Consider the following 22,570-nt stretch of genomic DNA (forward strand, 5'->3'; position numbering starts at 1 on the left):
GATCCGGGCCCCGGTCTGCTTTACACTGGACGACGCGCGCGACGATGCAAGCAGCCGTTACAAACCCCAGCTAGACGGGTTACTTAGCACAACCTTAGTTGGTTGGGTCAGCGGTCTGACTTATCGTTTGCTCTTACGCCGAACGCACCCATGTTCGGCCAACCACCTGTTCTGGGCCCGGTGAAACCGGGCCAAGAGTAGCGGGTGAAACCCCGCGCAGAGGTAAGGGACAAGTAAGCATCCCGTTACCTCTGAGCACCCCAACTACGTCAACGCCGCAAACCACCACTGTCGCTGGTTTCGGATCGTACGGACGCAGTCTTGACGGAGGCGAAACGACGAAGGGTCCACGCTCAGCTTGCTGGGTGGCCGACATCGACAGCCGACTTTCTTGAAGGCAGAGGCATGACGCAACTTCCTGGCCACAGGTCACCCGGAGTCACCGGGCTCTACGATCCGGCATACGAACACGACGCCTGCGGCGTCGCGTTCGTCGCCGACATGCATGGACGACGCAGTCGAGACATCGTCGACAAGGCCATCACGGCCCTGCTGAACCTGGAGCACCGCGGTGCTGCGGGTGCCGAGCCGAACTCCGGCGACGGCGCGGGCGTCCTGATCCAGCTCCCGGACAAGTTCTTCCGCGCGATCATCGCCGAAAGTGCCGCCCCCTTCGAGTTGCCGCCGGAAGGCTCCTACGCCTCCGGTATCGCCTTCCTGCCCCAGGCCCGTCGTGAAGCCGCGCGTGCCGCCTACGGCGTCGAGAAGATCGTCACCGAAGAGGGCTTGGCCGTGCTCGGCTGGCGCCAGGTGCCGATCGACGAGTCCTCGCTCGGCGCGCTGGCCCGTGACGCCATGCCGACCTTCCGGCAGATCTTCATCGGCTCGCCGAAGAACTCGGCCGAGCAGCTGTCGGGCATGGACCTGGAGCGTCGCGCCTACGTGATCCGCAAGCGGATCGAGCACGAGCTCGGTAAGGCAGGCCCCGGTGAGGGCACCGTCGGCAAGGAATCGGTGTATTTCCCGAGCCTGTCCGGCCAGACCTTCATCTACAAGGGCATGTTCACCACGCCCCAGCTGCGTGCGTTCTACCTGGACCTGCAGGACGAGCGTGTCGAGTCGGCCATCGGCATCGTGCACTCGCGCTTCTCCACCAACACCTTCCCCTCGTGGCCGCTGGCGCACCCGTTCCGCCGGGTGGCCCACAACGGTGAGATCAACACCGTCACCGGTAACGAGAACTGGATGCGCGCCCGTGAGGCGCTGCTGCGCAGCGAAGTGTTCGGCAAGGACGAAGCAGGCCGCGATCGTCTGCAGAAGATCTTCCCGGTGTGTACCCCCGGCGCTTCGGACACCGCGCGTTTCGACGAGGTGCTCGAACTGCTGCACCTGGGCGGTCGCGAGCTGCACCACGCCATCATGATGATGATCCCCGAGGCGTGGGAGCGTAACGAGAACCTCGATCCCGAGCGGCGCGCGTTCTACGAGTACCACTCGATGCTGATGGAGCCGTGGGACGGCCCGGCGGCGGTGTGCTTCTCCGACGGCACCAAGATCGGCGCCGTGCTCGACCGCAACGGTCTGCGCCCCGGTCGTATCTGGGTCACCGAGGACGGTCTCGTCGTGCTGGCCTCCGAGGTCGGCGTGCTCGACATCGATCCCGCCACCGTGGTCCAGAAGATCCGCCTGCAGCCGGGCAAGATGTTCCTGGTCGACACCGAACAGGGCCGCATCGTCACCGACGAAGAGGTCAAGTCGGAACTGGCCGCGGCGCAGCCGTACCAGCAGTGGCTCGACGAGGGCGTCAGCCGCATGGCCGACCTGCCCGACCGCCCGCACGTGCACATGTCGCACGACCGCGTGCTGATCCGTCAGCAGATCTTCGGTTACACCACCGAGGACCTGAACCTGCTGATCACGCCGATGGCCAAGACCGGCGGCGAGGCACTGGGCTCGATGGGTACCGATACGCCGATCGCGGTGCTGTCGAACCGGTCGCGGCTGCTGTTCGACTACTTCTCGCAGCTGTTCGCGCAGGTCACCAACCCGCCGCTCGACGCCATCCGCGAGAAGGTCGTCACGAGCCTCAAGCGCAACCTCGGCCCCGAGGCCGATCTGCTGCACCCTGGCCCGGATTCCTGTCGGATGATCGCGCTCGAGCAGCCCATTCTGGACAACGACGAGCTGGCCAAGCTCGTCCACATCAACGACGACGGCAGCCAGCCGGGCCTGCGCTCGGTGGTCGTGCGCGGTCTGTACCCGGTGGCAGCCGGTGGCGAGGGTCTGCGTAAGGCACTCGCGGCCATCAACACCCAGGTCTCGGCCGCCATCGACGGTGGCGCGCGCATCATCGTGCTGTCGGATCGTGAGTCGAACGAGAAGCTGGCGCCGATCCCGTCGCTGCTGCTCACCTCGTCGGTGCACCACCACCTGGTGCGCGAGCGCACCCGCACCATGGTCGGCCTGGTCGTGGAGGCCGGTGACGCCCGCGAGGTGCACCACATGGCCCTGCTGATCGGTTTCGGCGCCGCCGCGATCAACCCGTACATGGCCTTCGAGACCATCGAGGACATGCTCGAGCGCGGTTCGCTGCAGATGCCTGCCTCGACCGGTGACCACGCCGCCGACTTCCGCACGGCCGTCGCGAACTACTGCACCGCGGCCAGCAACGGCGTGCTCAAGGTGATGTCGAAGATGGGCATCTCCACCCTCGCCTCCTACAACGGCGCCCAGCTGTACCAGGTCATCGGCCTGGCGCAGGACCTGGTCGACGAGTACTTCACCGGTCTGCGCTCCCCGCTGGGCGGCATCGGTCTCGACGAGATCGCCGAAGAGGTGGCCATCCGCCACCGCGTCGCCTACCTGGAGAACCGCAACGAGCGCGCGCACCGCGAGCTCGAGGTCGGCGGCGAGTACCAGTGGCGTCGTGAGGGCGAGTACCACCTGTTCAACCCGGACACGGTGTTCAAGCTGCAGCACGCGACCCGCACCGGCCAGTACTCGATCTTCAAGGAGTACACCAAGCTGGTCGACGATCAGTCCGAGCGCTTGGCCGCGCTGCGTGGCCTGTTCAAGTTCAAGTCGAACCAGCGCGCGTCGATCTCCATCGACGAGGTCGAGCCAGCCACCGAGATCGTGAAGCGTTTCTCGACCGGTGCGATGAGCTACGGCTCCATCTCCGCCGAGGCGCACGAGACCCTCGCGATCGCGATGAACCGCATCGGCGCCCGCTCGAACTCCGGTGAGGGCGGCGAGAGCCCCGCTCGCTTCGAGGTCGAGGAGAACGGCGACTGGCGTCGTTCGGCGATCAAGCAGGTCGCGTCGGGTCGCTTCGGCGTCACCGCGCACTACCTGACCAACGCCACCGACATCCAGATCAAGATGGCCCAGGGCGCCAAGCCTGGCGAGGGCGGCCAGCTGCCCGCGCACAAGGTGTACCCGTGGGTCGCCGAGGTGCGGCACTCCACGCCGGGTGTCGGCCTGATCTCGCCGCCGCCGCACCACGACATCTACTCGATCGAGGATCTGGCCCAGCTGATCCACGACCTGAAGAACGCGAACCCGCAGGCTCGGATTCACGTGAAACTTGTCGCGGAGCCGGGTGTCGGCACCGTCGCCACCGGTGTGTCGAAGGCACACGCCGACGTGGTGCTCATCTCGGGCCACGACGGCGGCACCGGTGCCTCGCCGCTCACCTCGCTCAAGCACGCCGGTGGTCCGTGGGAGCTCGGCCTGGCCGAGACCCAGCAGACCCTGCTGCTCAACGGCCTGCGTGACCGCATCGTGGTCCAGGTCGACGGTCAGATGAAGACCGGCCGCGACGTGATGATCGCCGCGCTGCTCGGCGCCGAGGAGTTCGGTTTCGCGACCGCGCCCCTGGTGGTCTCGGGTTGCGTCATGATGCGCGTGTGCCACCTCGACACCTGCCCCGTCGGCATCGCGACCCAGAACCCCGTTCTGCGTGAGCGTTTCACCGGCAAGCCGGAATTCGTCGAGAACTTCATGATGTTCATCGCCGAGGAGGTGCGTGAGCTGCTCGCCGAGCTGGGCTTCCGCACCCTCGACGAGGCCGTCGGCCGGGTCGACCTGCTCGACACCGCCAAGGCCAAGCAGCACTACAAGGCCGCCAAGCTGGACCTGTCGCCGATTCTGGACATGCCGGAGACGGCGTTCATGAACCAGAACACCCGCTGCACCGGCACCCAGGACCACGGTCTGGACAAGGCGCTGGACAACGAGCTGATCGCGCAGAGCACCCCCGCGCTCGAGCGTGGCCAGGCGGTCAAGATCGAATCCAAGATCACGAACGTGAACCGCACGGTCGGCACCATGCTCGGCCACGAGGTGACCAAGCTCTATGGTGGCGCGGGCCTGCCCGACGACACCATCGACATCACCTTCACCGGTTCGGCGGGCAACAGCTTCGGCGCGTTCGTCCCGGCAGGCATCACGCTGCGCGTCTTCGGTGACGCCAACGACTATGTCGGCAAGGGTCTGTCGGGTGGCCACCTCGTGGTCCGCCCGTCGGCCGACGCACCGGAAGCCTTTGTCGCCGAAGACAACATCATCGCGGGCAACGTGATCATGTTCGGCGCCACCAGCGGTCGCATCCTGATCAACGGTGTCGCGGGCGAACGCTTCGGTGTGCGTAACTCCGGTGCCACCGCGGTCGTCGAGGGTGTTGGCGACCACGCGCTCGAGTACATGACCGGTGGCCGCGTGGTCATCCTCGGTGAGACCGGCCGCAACCTCGGCGCCGGTATGTCGGGTGGTGTCGCCTACTTCTACGACCCGGAGGGCAAGCTGCCCGGACGGGTCAATCCGGATCAGGTCGACGCGATCGAGCAGCTCTCCGGTGACGACTTCACCTGGCTGCGCGACATCATCGTCACCCACCGTGACGAAACGGGATCGGCTGTGGCCGAACGAATCCTGAGCGACTGGTCCCAGCAGGTGAACCACTTCGTGAAGGTCATGCCCCGCGAATACAAGAAGGTTCTGCTCGCCATCTCCGAAGCCGAAAAGGCCGGCAAGGATGTCGACACGGCGATCATGGAGGCAGCACGTGGCTGACCCACAGGGATTTTTGAAGCACACCTCCAGGGAAACCCCGGCCCGTCGCCCGGTCGAGCTGCGACTGCTGGACTGGAAAGAGGTGTACGAGGAGAAGAAGTTCTCCCAGGACACCTTGAAGACCCAGGCCAGCCGCTGCATGGACTGCGGAATTCCCTTCTGCCACCAGGGCTGTCCGCTCGGGAACCTGATTCCCGAATGGAACGACCTGGTCTACAAGGGCGCGTGGCGCGAAGGCATCGACCGCCTGCACGCCACCAACAACTTCCCGGAGTTCACCGGTCGGTTGTGCCCCGCCCCGTGTGAGGCGTCGTGCGTGCTCGGCATCAACCAGGAGCCGGTCACGATCAAGCAGGTCGAGGTCGAGCTCATCGAGAACGCCTTCGACGAGGGCTGGGTCACCCCGGTGTACCCGACTCGCCTGACCGGCAAGAAGATCGCCGTCGTGGGTTCGGGTCCGGCCGGTCTCGCCGCCGCACAGCAGCTCACTCGCGCCGGTCACACCGTGACCGTGTTCGAGCGTGACGACCGCATCGGCGGCCTGATGCGCTACGGCATCCCGGAATTCAAGATGGAGAAGTCGGTCATCGACCGTCGGCTGGCCCAGATGGAAGCCGAAGGCACCATCTTCAAGGCCGGCGTCAACGTGGGTGTCGACATCACCGCCGAGCAGCTGCGTGAGCGTTTCGACGCGATCGTGCTGGCCGGTGGCGCCACGATCGCCCGCGATCTGCCGATTCCGGGCCGCGAGCTCGACGGCATCCACCAGGCGATGGAGTTCCTGCCGCTGTCGAACCGGGTGCAGCTCGGTGACGACATCGCCGACGCGGACGGCCTGCCGCCGATCCACGCCAAGGGCAAGAAGGTCATCATCATCGGCGGTGGCGACACCGGCGCCGACTGCCTCGGCACCTCGCACCGTCACGGCGCCGAGTCGGTGCACCAGTTCGAGATCATGCCGCGTCCCCCCGAGGAGCGCGCGGGCTCGACCCCGTGGCCGACCTACCCGCTGATGTACCGGGTCGCCTCGGCCCACGAAGAGGGCGGCGAACGGCTGTTCTCGGTGAACACCGAGCGTTTCGTCGGCACGGACGGCAAGGTCACCGGTCTCGCCGCGCACGAGGTCAAGATGGCCAACGGTCGCTTCGAAAAGGTCGAGGGCACCGACTTCACCCTCGAAGCCGATCTGGTCCTGCTGGCCATGGGCTTCGTCGGCCCGCAGAAGCCGGGTCTGCTCACCGACCTCGGCGTCGGCTACGACGGTCGCGGCAACGTCCAGCGCGACAAGAGCTGGGCCACCAACATTCCCGGCGTCTATGTCGCCGGCGACATGGGTCGTGGCCAGTCGCTGATCGTCTGGGCCATCGCCGAAGGCCGCGCCGCCGCGTCGGCCGTCGACAAGTACCTCGAGGGCGAAACCGCGCTTCCCGCGCCGATCCCCCCGACAGCTGTCGGCCAGCGCTGACCGCTGAATCGACAAGACGCCCGCAGGCTTTCGAGCCCGCGGGCGTCTTTTTTGTCATTCCCCCCACACGAGGCCCAGGTAGCGGTGAATCCGCGGGCGTTACCGGATACCTGCGGGTTTGCGGAGAATGTGCGTAGGGGGGTGAACGAGTAAGGCGTGCAAGGGGTTCGGCAGGTCAGCTGACGACGTGGCTGATCTTCCCTGCAGCACATAGACTTTCCGTGTCGAGGTGTACGGGAGATCCGAGGGGGAGCTGTGCCGTTGCCGCCGGAAGCGTTGGCGAACCTTCGCCGCGCCGCAGAGCGTGGTGACGGTACCGCCATGCACAATCTCGCCCACTTCTACCATGACCACAGTGATTTCGAGGCTGCCGAATATTGGTTCCGCCGGGCAGCGGCCGCCGGGCACACGCGCTCGATGAACAATCTCGCCGTGCTGCTCGACCAGTTCGGTGAACTCGACGAGGCCGAATCCTGGTACCGCCGTGCGGCTGCCGCGGGCAATGCCAACGCCATGTTCAATCTGGCGACGATGCTCTACCAGTGCGGTGACCGTCGCGATGCCGAAACCTGGTACCACCACGCCGCGATGGCGGGCCATGTCGACGCCATGTACAACCTCGCCCGCCTCCTGGAGGACCAGCGCCGCCTCGACGACGCCGAAGCCTGGTACGGCGAGGCGGGCGACCACGGCGACATCGACGCCGTGAACAATCTCGGCATCCTGCTGCGCCGCCGCGGCGCCGTCACCGAGGCCCGCCGCTGCTTCCGCCGCGCCGCCGACCTCGGCCACCCGCGTGCCATGGCCAACCTCGCCGCCCTCCTGGAATCCCAAGGCGCGCACCGCGAAGCCGAAACCTGGTACCGCCGCGCCGCAGGCTGATCACCCCTGTCAATTCGGGGGGACGGGTGTGCGTTCAGTTCGGCGAGGTCTGCGAAGTCGGTGAATTCGAAGTTCGCGCGAAGATCGCTGGGCGCCGGAATAGGGGAGTGATCACCGGTTATAGCTGTGGGTAGCGAACGTGGGTGGAAGTTACCGAAAAGTATTGATACCGAGCGGTTTTCCAGCAACCATCAGCAAACATATTGTGCGCAGCAATTTTCCGGCGTTCGAGATGCGAGGAATAGCGGAGAGGTATAACGTCTCGTTTCGATAAATAGTCGATGGCGGTCGGGGGCGCGGTGAATTCTCTTGATGGGTGCCTGAAACGCATCATGGATATCCCCGGTGCGCGCAGTGTGACGCTGGTGGACGGGGCGAGCGGGTTGGCTGTCGCCGGTGCCGGGGAGCATCAGGGCGTCGACGAACACGAGGACGCCGCGGGGACCACCGATGTGGTGCGGGCCGTGCTCGGATGTCCGGCGCTGGGGAGCGCCGATGACGACCTCACCGAGATCGTGGTGTGCCGGACCAGCAGCTTTCACCTCTTACACCTGGTCGACGGCGATTTCGACGGGCGCCTGTTTATGCACGTCGTCTTCGACGGCGCGACAGGCAATCTCGGCATGGCCAGTTATCAACTCCGGTCGGCATTGGCCGAATTGACGGGTGGGGTTCGATGAGTGTCGCGCTCGCCGATGAATTGCACAGGCTCGGAGAAGAAGGTTCGACCGGAGTATTGCGTGCCGGGGACGGCGAATTCCACCTGGTCCGCGGCGCTGTCGCGTCGGTCGGCTGTGGGCGCACCATCGGACTGGACAGATTGGTGGTCGAGGCCGGTGTAGCAACGGCGGAGGATTGGCGGCGCGCGGGCGCGGGCGACCCGGGTCCGCTGCTGGACCAACCGAAACTGGAAACCCTCGCGCTGCTGTCGGTTTTCGATGCCGCCTACTTTTTGCTGGCGTCGGCGGGCGAGCCGGAATTCCTTCCGACACCGGAACATTGGCTGGCTCCGGTGTGCCACATCGCCCCGCGCGCGCTTGTTCACGAATGCGAACGCCGCACCGACAACGATCACGGTCCGTGGACCGCCGATCTCGTCACCATGGTTCCGGTGGTCCCGGCGCGGCGCATCAAGCGAAACCAGGTGGCACTCACCGGAAGTCAGGTCGAGGTCCTCGCCGCCGCCGACACCCGCCGCAGCATCGCCGACATCGCCCGCGATCTGGGCCGCACCACCTACGGCTGCCTCATCGCCGTCCGCGACCTCACCGCGGCAGGCTTGATCGAGGCGCCCGAACCCGTCCAGGAGACAGAACCCGCGCAGCGCCCGGGACGACATCTGGCCCTCGCGCCCCAACCCACCGAACACGGCGCGACACCCACACACGTGCCCGCACTCCCGCGACGGATCCCGTCCGGTGCCGCGGGACCGGCCGGTTCGCCTCGCGGAACCGGCGAACGACCGGGCAGGCACGCGATCGACGAGGAAGCGACCGCGACCGCCCATTACCGCGGAATCCATGCCGGCGCCTATGAACCCGAACGCTGGCAACAGGTGGACCGCGAAACACTCATCCGGCTCAGGGCGGCGTTGGAGGAGCTTGCGTGACCGTGCGGAAGAAACTGCTCGGTGAATGGAGGGGAAGGTTGACCAAGCCGGCGATGACCGCGCCCGAACCCAGGGCGCAGAACTATCCGGAGGTGCTGGCCGAGCTGAAGTCGCTGCGCGAACGGCTACCTCAGCTCATCGGCTCGCTCGTGGCGTCCAGCGACGGACTGCTCATCGAGCACGACCTCCCCCCACATATCGAACCCGCGGGCCTGGCCGCGCTGTCGGCCGCGCAGTTGTCGCTGTCGTATCGGCTGGCGAACACCGCGCACGGCGGCGGGTTCAGCGAGGTCGTCGTGCACGGCACCGAGGGGCAGGTGGTGATCTACGCCGCCGGCTACACCTCGGTGACCGTGCTCGCCGGACCCGAAGTGAATGTCGGTCGGCTCCACCTGGAGTCGCGACCGGTAGCTCGCGCGATCGCCGACCAGCTGGCGGCGGCACACAACGATTGAAAGGCAACACATGTCGAATATGGATCTGGCTCTCAAGGACATGATGGTGATCGACGGCGCGGTCGGCGCCGCGATCGTCGACTACAACAGCGGGATGGCGCTCGGCATGCTCAGCAGCAGCAAGGGGCTGGACCTGCAGGTCGCCGCGGCGGGCAACACCGAGGTGGTGCGGGCGAAGATGCGCACCATCGAGCAGCTCGGCCTCAACGAGGAGATCGAGGACATTCTCATCACGCTCGGCTCGCAGTATCACCTGATCCGCCCGATGACGGGGCGCAAGTCCAAGGGACTGTTCCTCTACCTGGCGCTGGATCGCGGCCGGGCCAATCTGGCGCTGGCGCGGCACAAGCTCAAGGGCATCGAAAGTGATCTGGAGGTGTGAGTTTCGCGAACGGGGGGTGTGTCGGCGATGACGTGCCGCCGACAACCCGGCGCGACCGGTCACCGGTTCGGGAGGTCGTGTGGCATCGAACGGCTCGTACGCCTATTCTGATTCGCGGCGAGGTCTGCGGCCACAACGTCAGTAGTCGGGGTTGCTCTCACAACGACGAGCAAGGGTGAACTGGAGCGGTATGCAGTTGAAGAAGGTTGTCGCGGTTCTGGGTGCCTCCGCGGCGATGATGTCCGGAATTGTCGTCGGCAGCACGAGCGCGAACGCGGCGCCCGCCTGCCCGAGTCTGTATGTAGTAGCCATTCCCGGCACTTGGGAAACCGGCATCGAGAAGGAACCCGGACCCGGCATGCTCGCCGGCGTCACCAGGGGCCTACCGAGGAACACCGACGTCGACTACGTCACCTACGCCGCCACCGCGTTCCCGTGGGAGGGTGACGTCTACGGCGCTTCCAAGAAGCAGGCGGTCGACGCCGCCCGCGGTCTGATCAGCGCCAAGCTGGCCTCCTGTGGCAACACCAAGGCCGCGATCGTCGGCTACAGCCAGGGCGCCGACGCCGCAGGCGATCTCGCCGCCGAGATCGGCACCGGCATCAGCCCGATCCCACAGGACCGGGTCGCCGCCGTCGGTCTCATCTCCGATCCTCGCCGTTCGCCGACCGATATCCAGGTCGGCCCGCATGCCACGGGTGCCGGTGCCGGTGGTGCTCGCCCGGGTGGCTTCGGTTGGCTGAGCGACCGCACGCGCACGATCTGCGCGGTCGACGACCTGTACTGCGCCACCGCGACCGATGATTTCGTGACGCGGTTCGCGGGCTTCCTCGCGCAGAGTTCGGATGCGAATCCGGCCAACATGTGGCGCTACCAGCTCGAGGCCGGTGCGATCGTGACCGACCTGATGTCGCTCGGTGGTATCCCCACGCTGGGGGCGCAGCTGACCGACGCTGCCAACCAGAAGCGGGCCAAGGACCTGGAGGAGTTCTACCGCTCGCAGGCGCACACGCTGTACGGGAGTTACTCGGTGGGTGGCGGGCAGACCGCTATCAGCTGGATGCACAACTGGATTGCTCAGCAGGCCTGAGTTGTTCCGTGAGAGCCCGGTGTCGCTTCGGCGGTGCCGGGCTCTCGTGTTTTCGGCTCAGGGTGTGGTGCGCGCCAGTGCCCTGGGGAGCAGGGTCCAGACGTGGGCGTTCTCATTGATGGTGGCGGCGGTGCGGGTACCGGTGCGGGAGTAGAGGATCCGGGTTATCGAGCAGTAGTCGATGGGGAAGGTGAGGGGGCGGGACAGGCCGAGGATGTCGGCCAGCAGGACGTTGATCACGCCGCCGTGGGCGAAGGCGACGACGGTGTCGGCGGGAGCTGTCGTGGCGACGAGGTCGTCGACGGCGGCCAGGACGCGCCGGGTGAAGGCTGGTCCGTCGATCTCGAGGGGGAGGTGGCCTGCTTTGATGCGGGCGTAGGCCTCGGCGAAATCGGTTTTCGCGTCCTCGATGGGGATGTAGGCGGGCAGGTCGCGGTCGTACTCGGCGAGATCGTCGATGATGTCGACCGGGAGGTCGCGGGCGGTCGCGGTGGGGAGTGCGGTGTCGCGGGCGCGGCGCTGCGGACTGCTGACGATGCGGGTGATGTCGTGGGCGGCGAGCGCGGCGGGGACGCGGTCGGCTTGGCTTCGGCCGATCTCGGTGAGGCCGGGGTCGGCGGCGGTGGTGGCGCCGACTACGCGTTCGGGTTGGGCATGACGCACGAGTATCAGCTGCACGCCTACACACTCTGCCCTACCCACCGGGGATCAGGGCTCCGGGTCGTTCGTTCGAGGACTCGCGGGGACGCCTCGTCATCGACAGGGGTATCGCCGCGAGTCCTCCGCTCAGGTCAGGACTGGCCGTGCGGCGGCTGACCGTAGGGCGGCTGACCACCCTGCGGGCCGTTGAACGGCGGCTGACCACCGTTGTACGGCGGCTGGTCGTCCTTCTTCTTCTTGTTCTTGAGCAGGTAGATGCCGCCCACGATCAGCACCACGACGATCAGGCAGCAGATGCCGCCGATGATCAAGCCGGTGTTGCTCTTCTTTTTCTTCTTCGCCGCGAGCTCCATCGCGGTGTTGACGGCGTCCGAACTCGCCAACGTGTCGAAGCTGCTGGTGAGCAGGTGCGGATCGACGAGAGCGGCGGTGGTCAGCAAATCCAGATACATAGAATTCCCATCCCGATGTGTTGGTGGCCCGACATCCTCCCGGTGCCGGAACTCCGAGAGTAGCCGCCTCACTGGGGCTTTCGGTACGAAAGCCCCACAGGCGCCACACAGAGCAGTTGTTGATCGCGCACGCGTCGCGTCCCGTTTACAGCTGTACCCGTTTTCATCGCGGTTTCACCAAGGGGAACGGTAGCGTCTCACGGATGCTGCGTCCGGTGATCAGCATGACCACCCGGTCCACGCCCATGCCGAGCCCGCCGGTGGGCGGCATCGCGTGTTCGAGTGCGGCCAGGAAGTCCTCGTCGAGTTCCATCGCCTCCGGGTCGCCGCCCGCGGCCAGCATCGACTGTTCGGTGAGTCTGCGCCGCTGTTCGACCGGGTCGGTGAGTTCGCTGTAGGCGGTGCCCAATTCGACGCCCCAGGCCACCAGATCCCACCGTTCGGCCACCCCGTCGATGCTGCGGTGCGAGCGGGTGAGTGGGGAGACCGAGGTGGGGAAGTCGAGGTAGAAGGTGGGGTAGGTGGTCTGCGATTCCACCAGGTGCTCATACATTTCCAGCACCACTTGGCCCGCGTCCCACCCGTGTTGGTAGGCCACGCCCGCCTCGTCACACAGTTCGCGCAGCCGGGTCAGGTCGGTGCGCGCGGTGATCTCGGTGCCGATCGCCTCTGACACCGCGCCGTGCACGGTTTTCACCCGCCACTCGCCGGAGATGTCGACGGTCTCGAAGCCGGTGTCGGTGGGCCGCAACGCCACCTCGGCGCCGTTGGCCTCCATCGCCGCGTGCTGGATCAGCCGACGGCACAGGTGCATCATCTGCAGGTAATCGCTGTGCGCCTCATAGGCTTCCAGGATCGTGAACTCGGGATTGTGGCTGAAGTCGACGCCTTCGTTGCGGAAGGTCCGGCCGATCTCGAACACCTTCTCCATGCCGCCGACGCACAGCCGTTTCAGATACAGCTCGGGAGCGATGCGCAGGTACAGGTCGAGGTCGTAGGCGTTGATGTGGGTGCGAAACGGGGTCGCGTTGGCGCCGCCGTGTACCTGCTGCAGGATCGGCGTCTCCACCTCGAGGAAGCCCCAGGCGTGCAGCGAGTCGCGCAGCGAATGCAGCACCGCGCTGCGCTTGGCCATCACCTCGCGGGTCTCGGGATTGATCGCCATGTCCACATAGCGTTGCCGGACCTTGGCCTCTTGGTCTGCCAGCCCACGCCACTTGTCGGGCAGAGGATGCAGGCACTTGCCGTTCATCCGCCAGTCCTGTGCGAGCAGCGACAGTTCGCCGTTGCGGCTGGTGCCGAGCTGCCCGCTCACCTCGATGAGGTCGCCGAGGTCGAAGAATTCGGTGAACTCGTTGCTGCGGTCGGCGCCGACCCGTTCGCGGTCGATCACCAGCTGGATCTCGCCGGTCCAATCGCGGACCAGCGCGAAGATCACGCCGCCGTAGTCGCGAATCCGCAAGAGCCTGCCTGCGATTCGCACTGTGGTGCCCTTGGGGCAGCGTCTGGCCTCGGCGATGTCGTGGGTCGGCGGGTATGCCACGGGGTAGGCGTCGATGCCCGCCGCGGTGAGCCGGTCGAGTTTGTCCAGGCGTACCCGCACCTGTTCGGGCCTGCGTGGACCCTGCTCGGTGTCGGTGCCGTCGGCGACTTCGGGCGCGCTGCCGTCGGCGTGCAGGCCGGTGAGCGTGGCGGGGACGGCAGGATTCGTGCCGGTGCGCACGCCCGCGTCGGGGGTCTTGCCCAGGCGTGGCAGGAACCCTTCGGCCAAACCGCTCGCGGTGGCCACTCGCGGCAGCTGCCTGCGTTCCTCGAACAGGAAGAACCGCGGCACCCAGCGCGGGTGGTACTTCACATTCGATCGGTAGAGCGCCTCCAGCTGCCACCAGCGTGAGAAGAACAGCAGCACACCGCGCCAGGCCCGCAGGACGGGTCCGGCGCCGATCCGGCCACCCTCCTCGAACACCGAACGGAACACCGCGAAGTTCAGCGAGACCTTCGTGATGCCGTGTTGGTCGGAGGTCAGCGCGAGCTGCGAGATCATCAGCTCCATCACGCCGTTGGGGCTCTGCGGGTCGCGGCGCATCAGTTCGAGGGAGACACCGGTGCGGCCCCACGGGACGAGCGAGAGCATGCCGTGCACGCGGTCGTCGTGGTCGACGGCCTCGACCAGCAGGCAGTCACCGTCGAGTGGGTCGCCGAGGCGGCCGAGCGCCATCGAGAAGCCGCGCTCGGTCTCGGTATCGCGCCAGGCGTCGGCGCGGGCCACGATCTCGGTGAACTCGGCGGCGGGGATGTCGTGGTGCCTGCGCACTCGCACGCCGAAGCCGTTCTTGCGCAACCGGTTTGCCGCCTGGCGTACCTGTTTCATCTCCGGGCCCGCCAGCGAGAACGTGCGGGTGTCGAGGATCGCCTCGTCGCCCAGGCGCAGCGCCGACAGTCCCGCCTTGCGATACGCGGTGGCGCCGAGTTCGCTCGCGCCCATCACCGCGGGCTGCCAGCCGAACCGGTCGGCTTGCTCCAACCACGCCGCGATTGCCTGCGGCCAGCCCTGTTTCGGCCCGATCGGATCGCCACTGGCCAGGCACACACCCAGCTCGACGCGATAGGTGATCGCCGCCTTGCCGTTCGGCGCGAACACCACGGCCTTGTCCCGGCGGGTCGCGAAGTAGCCGAGCGAGTCCTCGACATCGCTGCTCGCCAGCAGGCCGCGGATGGCCGACTCGTCCAGGCCGGTCATCGCGTTGTCGGCGCGTTGCGAGCGCAACAACACGACCACCGCCGCCAGCAGCGCGATCGCGCCGAACAGACCGAGCAGGAAGTTCACCCAGGCTCGCGGATGCCCGTCGAAGTGCTCGTTGTTCACCAGCACAGCCGCGGTGACCCGGTACACCGCCCACAGCGGACGCTGTGGGCCCGCGGGCAGCGAACCGGGGGACAGCTCAACCAGTCCCCAGCCGAGCAGGCAGCCGAGCGCGAGCCCGGACACCAGCACGCCAAGCGCTTTCCACGCCGCGCCGGGCCGAACCCGGGTGTAGAACTCCTTGCGGGCGGCCAGCAGAATCCCGATCACCACGACATGCACGATGAAGGCGACCAGCGCGTCCACATCGTCGTCGGCGAAGAAGTCCAGGACGTTGGCCACCGCGTAGAGCAGCAGATAGACGACCAGCAGCCACCAGGCGATCCGCTTGCGTGCCGCGGTCGCCCCGGCGAGCAGGCCGACGACCAGCGCCCACACGAGGCTGGTGTCCGGTGCGTCGAAGTAGTACGTGTCGACGTAGTGGCGCGGCACGTGTGTGAGGATCCGCAAGCTGGGCGAGAGGCTCCACAGGAACAACAGCACCGCGAACACACCGAGGATCAATCCGGCGATGTGCGGTACCTCGGACAACTTGCCGTGCGCGCGATGAGGCACCGCTGTGCGGTCCTCGACGGTGGGGTGCTGCTCGGCCTGCGTGGAAGTCACCGATCCAGTGTGCGTCCATTCGGGCCGGATCGGGGTGGGGGCGGCTGCGGCGTGTTCGTCACGGGTCGGGGCCGGTTGCGCCCGGTGTCTCGCGGGGGAGTAAGTATTAGCGCATGTCGGAACCAGTTGATGTGCCGATCGATGACGTTGTCATCCGGCTCGGGCAATTCCTGAAACTGGCCAACCTGATCGATTCGGGTTCCGAGGCCAAGATGGTGATCGCGCAGGGTTTGGTGCGGGTCAACGACGAAGTGGAGTTGCGGCGGGGGCGGCAGCTCGAGATCGGCGATGTGGTCGTTCTCGCCGGCAACAAGGTACGGGTGTCCGAGGGCTGAGCCTCGAACACCCGGGTAACCCTCAGTCTTCGGCGCGCACGACCACGCCGTCGGAGTCGCTGTAGAGCATTTCGCCGGGGACGAAGGTGATGCCGCCGAATTCGACGGGGACGTCTTGTTCGCCGGTGCCGGTCTGGGTGCTCTTGCGGGGGTTGGTGCCGAGGGCCTTCACGCCGATGTCGAGGGTGCGCAGGATCGCGGAGTCGCGGACGGCGCCGTTGACGATCACGCCCGCCCAGCCGTTGTCGACGCCGCGGCCAGCGATGATGTCGCCAACCAGGGCGGTGTGCACGCTCGCGCCACCGTCGACGACGAGGACCTTGCCGTCGCCGGGGCTACTCAGGGTCTGCTTGACCAGCAGGTTGTCCTGGAAGCAGCGGATCGTGGTGATTCGGCCCGCGAATTCGGCGCGGCCGCCGAACTGGATGAACTGCGTATCGCAGCTACGGATCTCGGGGCCGATCTCGTCGGCCAGATCGGCGGTGGCCACAACATTCGCTGATTCGGTCATGAAACTGATTGTGTCAGGCCCGGCCGTGGCGCTGCTCGTAGGCGGTGCGCTGCCCCTGTTCCTTCGCCCGCGCGCCCGCGTCGGCCAGGGCGGGGTCGAGATCGTGGCGGAGCAGCCGGTTGCGGCGGAACACATAGGTGAGCGCGACGGTGAAGTAGATCAGCGGCAGATACAGCAGGGCCATCATCGACAGCCCTATCCACAGCGGGCCGGGTACCAGCAGGAACACCGCCAGCAGCGGCAGGATCGGCACCAGGATGCGCAGCAGATAGCGCCGTGTCGCGCCGGGGCCGGTGAGGTCGCGCAGCACCCAGTCGCGCATCGACGGCGGCAGCGTGCGGCCGCAGATGTAGCCGATCCGCTGGGGGAACGACGGGGTGCCGCGCTCGCTCATGTCAGGCCTGCTCGGTGTGTGACTTCTCGATCTCGCGAATGAGCGAGTCGGTGGTGTGCTTGACGGCGATCTTCACGAACGGCTCGATCGTCTTGCTCAGCACCTTGCCCGTGATGCCACCGCCGACGGAGAAATTGATATCGGCGTCCACCGTGCACGCGATGTCACCCTTGGGGATGAACTTGAAGGTCGCGACGATCTCGATGCCCTTGATCGACTTGGTGGCGATCAACCGGCCCTCTTCCCAGCCGACGACCTCGATGCGGGAGGTCAGCGAGGCGGGGCCGAGCTTCATCTTCCCGTCGAACTTCGCGCCGAGACCGTCGGTCTGCGCGGTGACAGGGGTGAAGGATTCGATGCCGTACCAGAACTTCGGCAGATTGCGGTAGTCGTTGATGAACGCGAACGCCGCTTCGGCGGTCGCGGCGCAATCTTCGGCGATCCTCACTTCGGTCATGCTGCTCACTGTAATAGTTGCTCAACCCGGGAAATGGCCCTCGACGCCGAACGTGACCGAGGTGACTAAGCGGTGACCGCCAGCGTCGCCGCCAGCCCGAACGCCACCGCCATCACCAGCACCTCGATGGTGGCGTTGCGCAGGGAGATCTCGGCGGTGACGCGGTGATCGGCGGCCTTGCGGACCCAGGTCCGGCGCCACCACCAGCCCAGCGTGACAAGGGCGCACAGGATGGTGAACTTGGCCAGCAGGATTCGTCCGTAGCCGGTGGTCAGTAGCGGGGCGATGCCGTCGAGGCGGACCAAGCCGTTGATCAGGCCGGTGAGAGCGACGACGCCGACCGTGGGGGCGGCGATCGCGGAGTAGCGCGGCAGAGTGGCGGCCCATTCGCCGCGGGTGCGCAAGGTCACGACCATGGCGAGCAGCAGGCCTAGCCAGCAGGCGGCGGCCAGTGCGTGGATCGCGGCCAGGACCGAACCGAGCATCTGCTGGGACATGTGGCCGGTGATCGGGCGCAGCGAGAGCGCGACCGCGGCGAAGACGAGGACCAGATCGGCCGACGCGGCGTCGGGACGGCGGAACGCGAGGGCCGCGTAGCAGGCGATCGCGCCGGTGCAGAACAGGATCGCGATGCCGATCTGACCGCCGCTGAGGCGGCCGAGGAAGGTGAGGAAGTCGCGCACGTCGAGCTGGGTCACTGCCACACCGACGATGTCGGCGGCCTCGCACACGAGCACGGTGAACTCGGCGGCGAACCACATGCCCGCGAGGGCGGCCAGTGGCCGCCAGGCCGTCGTCAGGCGGTCGTTGAGCCGGGGGAGCGCGGCGAGGCCGAACACGACCGCGCCCGCACCGTCGGCCAGTACCCGCGCGAACGCCACCCACGCGAACCCGCCGGTGTGGCGCAATATCCAGGCCAGCACCACCCCGGCCAGCGCGGCGACGACGACCGGCACCAGCACACGCCACTGCTTCAGTGCGGCACCGGGTGCCCGGCGACCGGTCGTCATCGTCGATTACTTCTTGCGACCGGACCGGCCACCGAGCAACGCCACCGCGAGACCCGCACCGAACAGCACAACGCCGCCCGCGATGAACACCCACACGGGCACACCGCCGTCGCCGCTGTCATCGGCCTGGTCCGCGCCCGGACGTGCGCCGGGGGTACCGGTGCCTGCCTTGCTCAGCGTGAAAGTCCTTGTCCCGCTGACGGGATGACCGTCGGCCGAGGTGACCCGGAACGCGATCGTGTACTCACCGACCGGCCCCAGCTCACCCACTTCCACACTGACACTGCGTCCTTCGACCAGCGCCTTGCCTTTGGACCACAGCCTGCCATCCGGCCCGACCACGGTCAGTGACGGAAAGGTCTGCTGCAGTTCCTCATTGAAGGTGACACTGGCCCGTGCGGGCCCGACCTCGACGGTCGAGCCGTTCTCGGGCACGCTGCTCACCGCACCCGAATGCGCGCTCGCTGTGCCCGCCGCCGCGAAAGCGCAGGCGAACAGGACAGCGAGCAGGGCGATGAGCGTCCTTCGCGGCGTGCGCCGACGCGACGGGTCGCCAACGCCGCCATGTGTCATGACGACCGCCGCGACCGGAAGACCAGACCGAGCCCCAGCGCGGCGGCGAACAGGCCGAGAGCCAGACCGATCCCACCCATCCAGCGGGCGACATTATCGGTCTGCGCCTCCGGGGAGTCGGCCGAGGCGACGTGGTGATCGCCGCCCTCGGCCCCGCCGCCGGCGGCCAGGGTGAGCGCCGGTGCGGGGTGTTCCGGCTCGGCGCCACCGGTGCTCGGCTGATCCCAGGCCACGACCTTGCCGTCGCTGTAGGTCTGCTGCGCGGGGAAGTTCACGGTGTCCTGCGTCGGCAGCGGCCCGAGCGAGAGCACGAACCGCTGGAACTGGCCGGGCCCGACGCCGGGGTTACCCGGATCAGCCGACCACACCACGGCGACCGTCTCGCCCTTGTCGTTGCGCTCGACCTTCGACGTCCAGCCCGGCATCGGCTCGGTCCGAACACTTTTCAGGTTCGGCACGGTGACGCGCAATGCGGTGGTGGACGCGGTGTCGGATTCGGTCGGCACCTTGAAGGTGGCGACGGTGTACTTGCCCTTGGCGGCGCCCGGCGCCTCGACACTGACGTGCGCGGCCGCGGAGCCGCAGGCGGCGAGCACCAAACCCGCTGCGAGAGCGGCGGTTCCGGTGGAGCGGGTGATGAAGTTGTGCATGGGATGCCTTGTCGTCCGAAGAATTCTGATGTCGTCGTGAATCAGGCGAACAACGGCGGTGCGCGCGGACATCGCGCACCCTTCGGACGGGCACCGCGCGCGACGGCGACAGCGGCGAACCAGCGGACCGTGCGGCGGACCACAGCGGCGGGACTGCTGAGCACAGCCCGAACCATGCTCGACGCGACGAGATACAGCCGCTCGGCAACGAGAATCAATGCGGCACAAGCGAACGCCGCGATCAGGTGCGCGGCGATCATCGGCCAGCTCGGCAGATGCAGCAGCCCGTGATGATCGAGCGTCGCCGACAGCGCGAAGTGCCCGGCCCACTGTCCACCGATCAGCGCGGCGGCCGTGCGCACCGCCGCGGGTCGACGTGAATGCGCGAGCCGATACGAAAGCTCGTGCCGTTCGGTGCCATGGGCGAACATCCCGGCGCCCAGCGAAACCAGCAGCAGCAGCGCGATTTCCGCCGATCGCGGCACCCCGCCGCCGCCGATCCCGTGCGCGGCGACAGCCAGCCCACCCACGAGTACGCCGCAGCCACCACCGCGCAAGCGGGAGGTGAGCTGCGGCGTGGTCACGGGAGAATCAGCGAACGCCCAGGCGGGCGAGCACGTCGTTCTCCAGCACCGCGAGCTCGCTCGAGATCGACGCGTGCACGGCCTTGCGACGCGCGGCCGGCATCTGCTCGGCGGTCTTCACCGCCACATTCAGATCGGCCATGCGCGAGCGCGCCGCTTCGACGAACTTCTTGGTATCGGCATCGCCAGCCTTGTCGGCGGCGATCTTGTCGAGCGCTTCCTCGGTATTGGTGATGCGGGCCTGCAGCCGCGCACCGTGCCCGCTGAACTCGCTGAGCTGATCCATGCCGATACCGAGCTGCTGCGCCTTGCGCGCGTCGAGCTGCCCGCGCACCATCGTCGCGCCGCGATAGGCCAGCGGGGCCAGCACCGGGATCAGCACCCGGGCCACCCCGATGTACTTGCGGATCTGCCCCGCGCTGAACAGCTCGCGATCAGCCTTGGCGGCGGCCTTCTGCGCGGCCTTCTCCTCGGCCTGCAGGGTCGCGATCTGCGCCTTGGCCACCTTGTCTGCGGTGCGTGCCTGCGCCTTGGCCGCGCGCCGGTTGACGCGCTCGCCCGCTTTGGCGGCCTTGCGCTCGTTCTTGGCGCCCAGCTTCGCCTCCACCGCGGCTTTGTGCTTGAGCGCTTTCGCCTCAGCGCGCCGGCTCGGCCGCCGCTTGCGCTTGCTGAACAACCCCATGGGATCAGGCCTTCCGTCATGCTCGCCAAGTCATGAGGCAGGACCGCCTCCAAGCGGCCTGCCGTTCTACGTAGCGTAGTGGGCTCAGGGTAGCGATTGGGCAATGTGTCGGGGGGAGAGGCCATACTGCTTGCGTGCGTGCAGCCGAGGACGACTTCGACAGCGGGCCGGTGCGTAGCCCGGTCCTCGCTTCCGCTGCGCCCGATCACGGTGCCGAGATCGGCGGCTCCCGCGTCGCTTTCCTTGACGCGCGCTCGCTGATCGGGTGCAGGCACCGGCTTCGCCTCGACGCCGAGAATCCGGGTGTGCTCGCCGAGGTCAGGGAGGATCCTGGCGTGCAGCAGCGCCGCGACGCCGCCACCGCCCATCGCACCAGGATCCGCGACGAACTGGTCGCGGCCGCCCCCGCCGACTGGGTGGTGATCGACCCGGAACTGCGCGGGGCCGCCAAGGCCGCGGCGACGATGGCGGCCATCGAGTCGGGTGCCGCCCGCATCTGGGGCGGACTGCTGCCGCAGGAAGCCGACACCGGTCGACGCGGCGGTGTCGAGATCCTGCTGCGCGACGAGGACCGCGGCGGCTATATCCCGATCATCGTGGTCAACCACAAGGTCACCGACCCGCGCAGACCCGACCCGGCCGATTTCCACCCACTGACCTCGGATCTGTTCCGCTGGCAGCCGCGCCGCGACAAGAGCGTGAAACTGCGCCCGCAGCCGCGCGACCAGCAACGCCTCGCCCATCTGTACCGGATGTTGCAGCGCTACGGCATGGCGAGTCCGGCCCTGATCGGCGGTGCGATCGGCCTGATCAGCGACCGCATCCTGGTGCACGACCTGACGGGCGTGCTGGCCGATTACGACCTGCGCTACGCCGACCGCATCGCGGTGGTGCGCGGCGAACTGCCCACCCAGCCGTCGAAGGTGCCCGAGTGCAGGCAGTGCCCGTGGTGGGTGCGTGGTCCCGGCACCGGTCCCAGTTGTGAGGCGACGCTGGCGCAGATGCGTGATGTGAGCCTGGTCGCGCCCGGTTCGCGGGCCGACGTATTGCGTCTGCACGGGATCGAAACCGTCGACGAACTGGCCGCGTGGGAAGGCGACGATCCCGACGACTGGCAGCACGGACCGTTCGCCGAAACTGTCGTCACCGCCCGCGCCTGGATCGACGGTGCCCCGCTGGTGCGCCGCTTCGAGCAGGTGAGCGTGCGTCGCGCGGATGTGGAGATCGACGTCGACCTGGAGAGTTACCAGGAAGACGGCGCCTACCTGTGGGGCACCCTGCTCGACGACGTCTACCGCCCGTTCGTCACCTGGGATCCGCTGCCCACCGAGGACGAGGGCCGCTCGTTCGGCGAGTTCTGGACCTGGCTGATGGAACGTCGCGCCGACGCCCACGCCGCGGGCAAAACCTTTGCCGCCTATTGCTATTCACGCACCGCCGAGGACAAGTGGCTCTACGAATCGGCCCGCCGGTTCGCCGGACGTCCCGGCGTCCCGACCCAGGAGGAAGTGCGCGCCTTCGTCGACTCGAAGGAATGGGTCGACATGTTCCAGGCCGTCACCGAGCAGTTCATCTGCCCGAACGGTAAAGGGCTCAAGAAGATCGCACCCGTCGCCGGCTTCGCCTGGCGTGATCCGGAAGCGGGCGGCGAGGCATCGATGGGCTGGTACCGCCGCGCCGTCGGCTACGACGACGACGTCGACCTGTCCCAGCGCACCCGCCTGTTCGTCTACAACGAAGACGACGTTCGCGCCACGCAGGTGCTGCGCGTGTGGATGTCGGAGAAGGCCGTTACCGAGGTTCCCTCACTGGCCGATTTCGGGCGGTAATACCATCG

21 protein-coding genes are annotated in these 22,570 nt (G+C 67.3%); 10 read left to right on the forward strand and 11 right to left on the reverse strand.

What is annotated here, in order from left to right:
• The first annotated feature begins 405 nt into the window (after window positions 1-405).
• The 8 genes from gltB to ACLJPD_RS10060 all read left to right on the forward strand — a co-directional run bounded on the left by gltB (window position 406) and on the right by ACLJPD_RS10060 (window position 10,956).
• A complete protein-coding gene (gltB, locus tag ACLJPD_RS10025) occupies window positions 406-5,073 on the forward strand; it encodes a glutamate synthase large subunit (protein WP_410871615.1) in 4,668 nt (1,555 codons plus the stop codon).
• A complete protein-coding gene (locus ACLJPD_RS10030; protein ID WP_410871616.1) occupies window positions 5,066-6,538 on the forward strand; it encodes a glutamate synthase subunit beta in 1,473 nt (490 codons plus the stop codon). The genes gltB and ACLJPD_RS10030 overlap by 8 nt, the downstream gene beginning before the upstream one ends.
• A 255-nt stretch (window positions 6,539-6,793) precedes the next feature.
• Window positions 6,794-7,420 carry a tetratricopeptide repeat protein gene (locus ACLJPD_RS10035; RefSeq protein WP_410871617.1) on the forward strand — a complete coding sequence of 209 codons (627 nt, stop codon included), beginning with the start codon at window positions 6,794-6,796 and terminating at the stop codon, window positions 7,418-7,420.
• A gap of 299 nt (window positions 7,421-7,719) precedes the next feature.
• The gene (locus ACLJPD_RS10040) at window positions 7,720-8,100 is read left to right on the forward strand and encodes a hypothetical protein (RefSeq protein WP_410871618.1); all 381 of its coding nucleotides are present in this window, start codon (window positions 7,720-7,722) and stop codon (window positions 8,098-8,100) included.
• Window positions 8,097-9,029, forward strand: coding sequence for a hypothetical protein (locus tag ACLJPD_RS10045; protein ID WP_410871619.1), 933 nt, complete (start codon window positions 8,097-8,099; stop codon window positions 9,027-9,029). Before ACLJPD_RS10040 ends, ACLJPD_RS10045 begins: the two co-directional genes overlap by 4 nt.
• Complete coding sequence (locus tag ACLJPD_RS10050; protein WP_410871620.1) at window positions 9,026-9,484, forward strand: roadblock/LC7 domain-containing protein; 459 nt, start codon at window positions 9,026-9,028, stop codon at window positions 9,482-9,484. The genes ACLJPD_RS10045 and ACLJPD_RS10050 overlap by 4 nt, the downstream gene beginning before the upstream one ends.
• A 10-nt stretch (window positions 9,485-9,494) precedes the next feature.
• Window positions 9,495-9,866 carry a hypothetical protein gene (locus tag ACLJPD_RS10055; protein ID WP_410871621.1) on the forward strand — a complete coding sequence of 124 codons (372 nt, stop codon included), beginning with the start codon at window positions 9,495-9,497 and terminating at the stop codon, window positions 9,864-9,866.
• A gap of 190 nt (window positions 9,867-10,056) precedes the next feature.
• Window positions 10,057-10,956 (forward strand): cutinase family protein, encoded by a 900-nt coding sequence (locus ACLJPD_RS10060; RefSeq protein ID WP_410871989.1) that lies wholly within the window; start codon window positions 10,057-10,059, stop codon window positions 10,954-10,956.
• 57 nt (window positions 10,957-11,013) lie between these two features.
• Here the strand turns inward: ACLJPD_RS10060 and ACLJPD_RS10065 are convergent, their stop codons facing one another.
• From ACLJPD_RS10065 to lysX, 3 genes are all read right to left on the reverse strand, one after another.
• Window positions 11,014-11,634, reverse strand: coding sequence for a histidine phosphatase family protein (locus ACLJPD_RS10065; protein WP_410871622.1), 621 nt, complete (start codon window positions 11,632-11,634; stop codon window positions 11,014-11,016).
• A 113-nt stretch (window positions 11,635-11,747) separates the two neighbouring features.
• Window positions 11,748-12,068, reverse strand: coding sequence for a hypothetical protein (locus ACLJPD_RS10070; protein WP_410871623.1), 321 nt, complete (start codon window positions 12,066-12,068; stop codon window positions 11,748-11,750).
• Between the two features lie 163 nt (window positions 12,069-12,231).
• Entirely contained in the window at window positions 12,232-15,486 is a 3,255-nt protein-coding gene (lysX, locus tag ACLJPD_RS10075) for a bifunctional lysylphosphatidylglycerol synthetase/lysine--tRNA ligase LysX (RefSeq protein WP_410871990.1), read from the reverse strand.
• Window positions 15,487-15,650: 164 nt separating this feature from the next.
• Here lysX and ACLJPD_RS10080 point away from each other — a divergent pair, with 164 nt between their 5' ends.
• A complete protein-coding gene (locus ACLJPD_RS10080) occupies window positions 15,651-15,872 on the forward strand; it encodes an RNA-binding S4 domain-containing protein (protein WP_410871624.1) in 222 nt (73 codons plus the stop codon).
• Between the two features lie 22 nt (window positions 15,873-15,894).
• Here ACLJPD_RS10080 and rraA read toward each other — a convergent pair whose 3' ends face one another.
• The 8 genes from rraA to ACLJPD_RS10120 form a co-directional block, all read right to left on the reverse strand.
• On the reverse strand, window positions 15,895-16,383 hold the full coding sequence (gene rraA, locus ACLJPD_RS10085) for a ribonuclease E activity regulator RraA (protein ID WP_410871625.1): 489 nt from the start codon (window positions 16,381-16,383) through the stop codon (window positions 15,895-15,897).
• A 13-nt stretch (window positions 16,384-16,396) separates the two neighbouring features.
• A complete protein-coding gene (locus ACLJPD_RS10090; RefSeq protein ID WP_410871626.1) occupies window positions 16,397-16,777 on the reverse strand; it encodes a DUF5313 family protein in 381 nt (126 codons plus the stop codon).
• Between the two features lies 1 nt (window position 16,778).
• Window positions 16,779-17,234, reverse strand: coding sequence for an SRPBCC family protein (locus tag ACLJPD_RS10095; RefSeq protein WP_410871627.1), 456 nt, complete (start codon window positions 17,232-17,234; stop codon window positions 16,779-16,781).
• Between the two features lie 65 nt (window positions 17,235-17,299).
• On the reverse strand, window positions 17,300-18,244 hold the full coding sequence (locus tag ACLJPD_RS10100) for a copper resistance D family protein (RefSeq protein WP_410871628.1): 945 nt from the start codon (window positions 18,242-18,244) through the stop codon (window positions 17,300-17,302).
• Window positions 18,245-18,250: 6 nt separating this feature from the next.
• Complete coding sequence (locus ACLJPD_RS10105; RefSeq protein WP_410871629.1) at window positions 18,251-18,817, reverse strand: copper resistance protein CopC; 567 nt, start codon at window positions 18,815-18,817, stop codon at window positions 18,251-18,253.
• Complete coding sequence (locus ACLJPD_RS10110; protein WP_410871991.1) at window positions 18,814-19,467, reverse strand: YcnI family protein; 654 nt, start codon at window positions 19,465-19,467, stop codon at window positions 18,814-18,816. Before ACLJPD_RS10110 ends, ACLJPD_RS10105 begins: the two co-directional genes overlap by 4 nt.
• Before the next feature lie 41 nt (window positions 19,468-19,508).
• Window positions 19,509-20,051, reverse strand: coding sequence for a hypothetical protein (locus ACLJPD_RS10115; protein WP_410871630.1), 543 nt, complete (start codon window positions 20,049-20,051; stop codon window positions 19,509-19,511).
• A 7-nt stretch (window positions 20,052-20,058) separates the two neighbouring features.
• Window positions 20,059-20,733: a DUF6474 family protein gene (locus tag ACLJPD_RS10120; protein WP_410871631.1), complete on the reverse strand. Its 675-nt coding sequence runs from the start codon at window positions 20,731-20,733 to the stop codon at window positions 20,059-20,061.
• 218 nt (window positions 20,734-20,951) lie between these two features.
• Between ACLJPD_RS10120 and ACLJPD_RS10125 the strand changes: the two genes are divergently transcribed.
• Window positions 20,952-22,562 carry a TM0106 family RecB-like putative nuclease gene (locus ACLJPD_RS10125; RefSeq protein ID WP_410871992.1) on the forward strand — a complete coding sequence of 537 codons (1,611 nt, stop codon included), beginning with the start codon at window positions 20,952-20,954 and terminating at the stop codon, window positions 22,560-22,562.
• The last annotated feature ends 8 nt before the right edge of the window (window positions 22,563-22,570 follow it).

The organism is Nocardia sp. A7 (assembly GCF_046549215.1).
Taxonomy (GTDB): Bacteria; Actinomycetota; Actinomycetes; order Mycobacteriales; family Mycobacteriaceae; genus Nocardia.

Coding starts and splice junctions, on each gene's coding strand:
- ACLJPD_RS10070 (WP_410871623.1), bottom strand. CDS start 12,068: ATGTATCTGGATTTGCTGACCACCGCCGCTCTCGTCGATCCGCACCTG.
- ACLJPD_RS10045 (WP_410871619.1), top strand. CDS start 8,097: ATGAGTGTCGCGCTCGCCGATGAATTGCACAGGCTCGGAGAAGAAGGT.
- ACLJPD_RS10080 (WP_410871624.1), top strand. CDS start 15,651: ATGTCGGAACCAGTTGATGTGCCGATCGATGACGTTGTCATCCGGCTC.
- ACLJPD_RS10100 (WP_410871628.1), bottom strand. CDS start 18,244: ATGACGACCGGTCGCCGGGCACCCGGTGCCGCACTGAAGCAGTGGCGT.
- ACLJPD_RS10105 (WP_410871629.1), bottom strand. CDS start 18,817: ATGACACATGGCGGCGTTGGCGACCCGTCGCGTCGGCGCACGCCGCGA.
- gltB (WP_410871615.1), top strand. CDS start 406: ATGACGCAACTTCCTGGCCACAGGTCACCCGGAGTCACCGGGCTCTAC.
- ACLJPD_RS10090 (WP_410871626.1), bottom strand. CDS start 16,777: ATGAGCGAGCGCGGCACCCCGTCGTTCCCCCAGCGGATCGGCTACATC.
- rraA (WP_410871625.1), bottom strand. CDS start 16,383: ATGACCGAATCAGCGAATGTTGTGGCCACCGCCGATCTGGCCGACGAG.
- ACLJPD_RS10110 (WP_410871991.1), bottom strand. CDS start 19,467: ATGCACAACTTCATCACCCGCTCCACCGGAACCGCCGCTCTCGCAGCG.
- ACLJPD_RS10095 (WP_410871627.1), bottom strand. CDS start 17,234: ATGACCGAAGTGAGGATCGCCGAAGATTGCGCCGCGACCGCCGAAGCG.
- ACLJPD_RS10120 (WP_410871631.1), bottom strand. CDS start 20,733: ATGGGGTTGTTCAGCAAGCGCAAGCGGCGGCCGAGCCGGCGCGCTGAG.
- ACLJPD_RS10055 (WP_410871621.1), top strand. CDS start 9,495: ATGTCGAATATGGATCTGGCTCTCAAGGACATGATGGTGATCGACGGC.
- ACLJPD_RS10060 (WP_410871989.1), top strand. CDS start 10,057: ATGCAGTTGAAGAAGGTTGTCGCGGTTCTGGGTGCCTCCGCGGCGATG.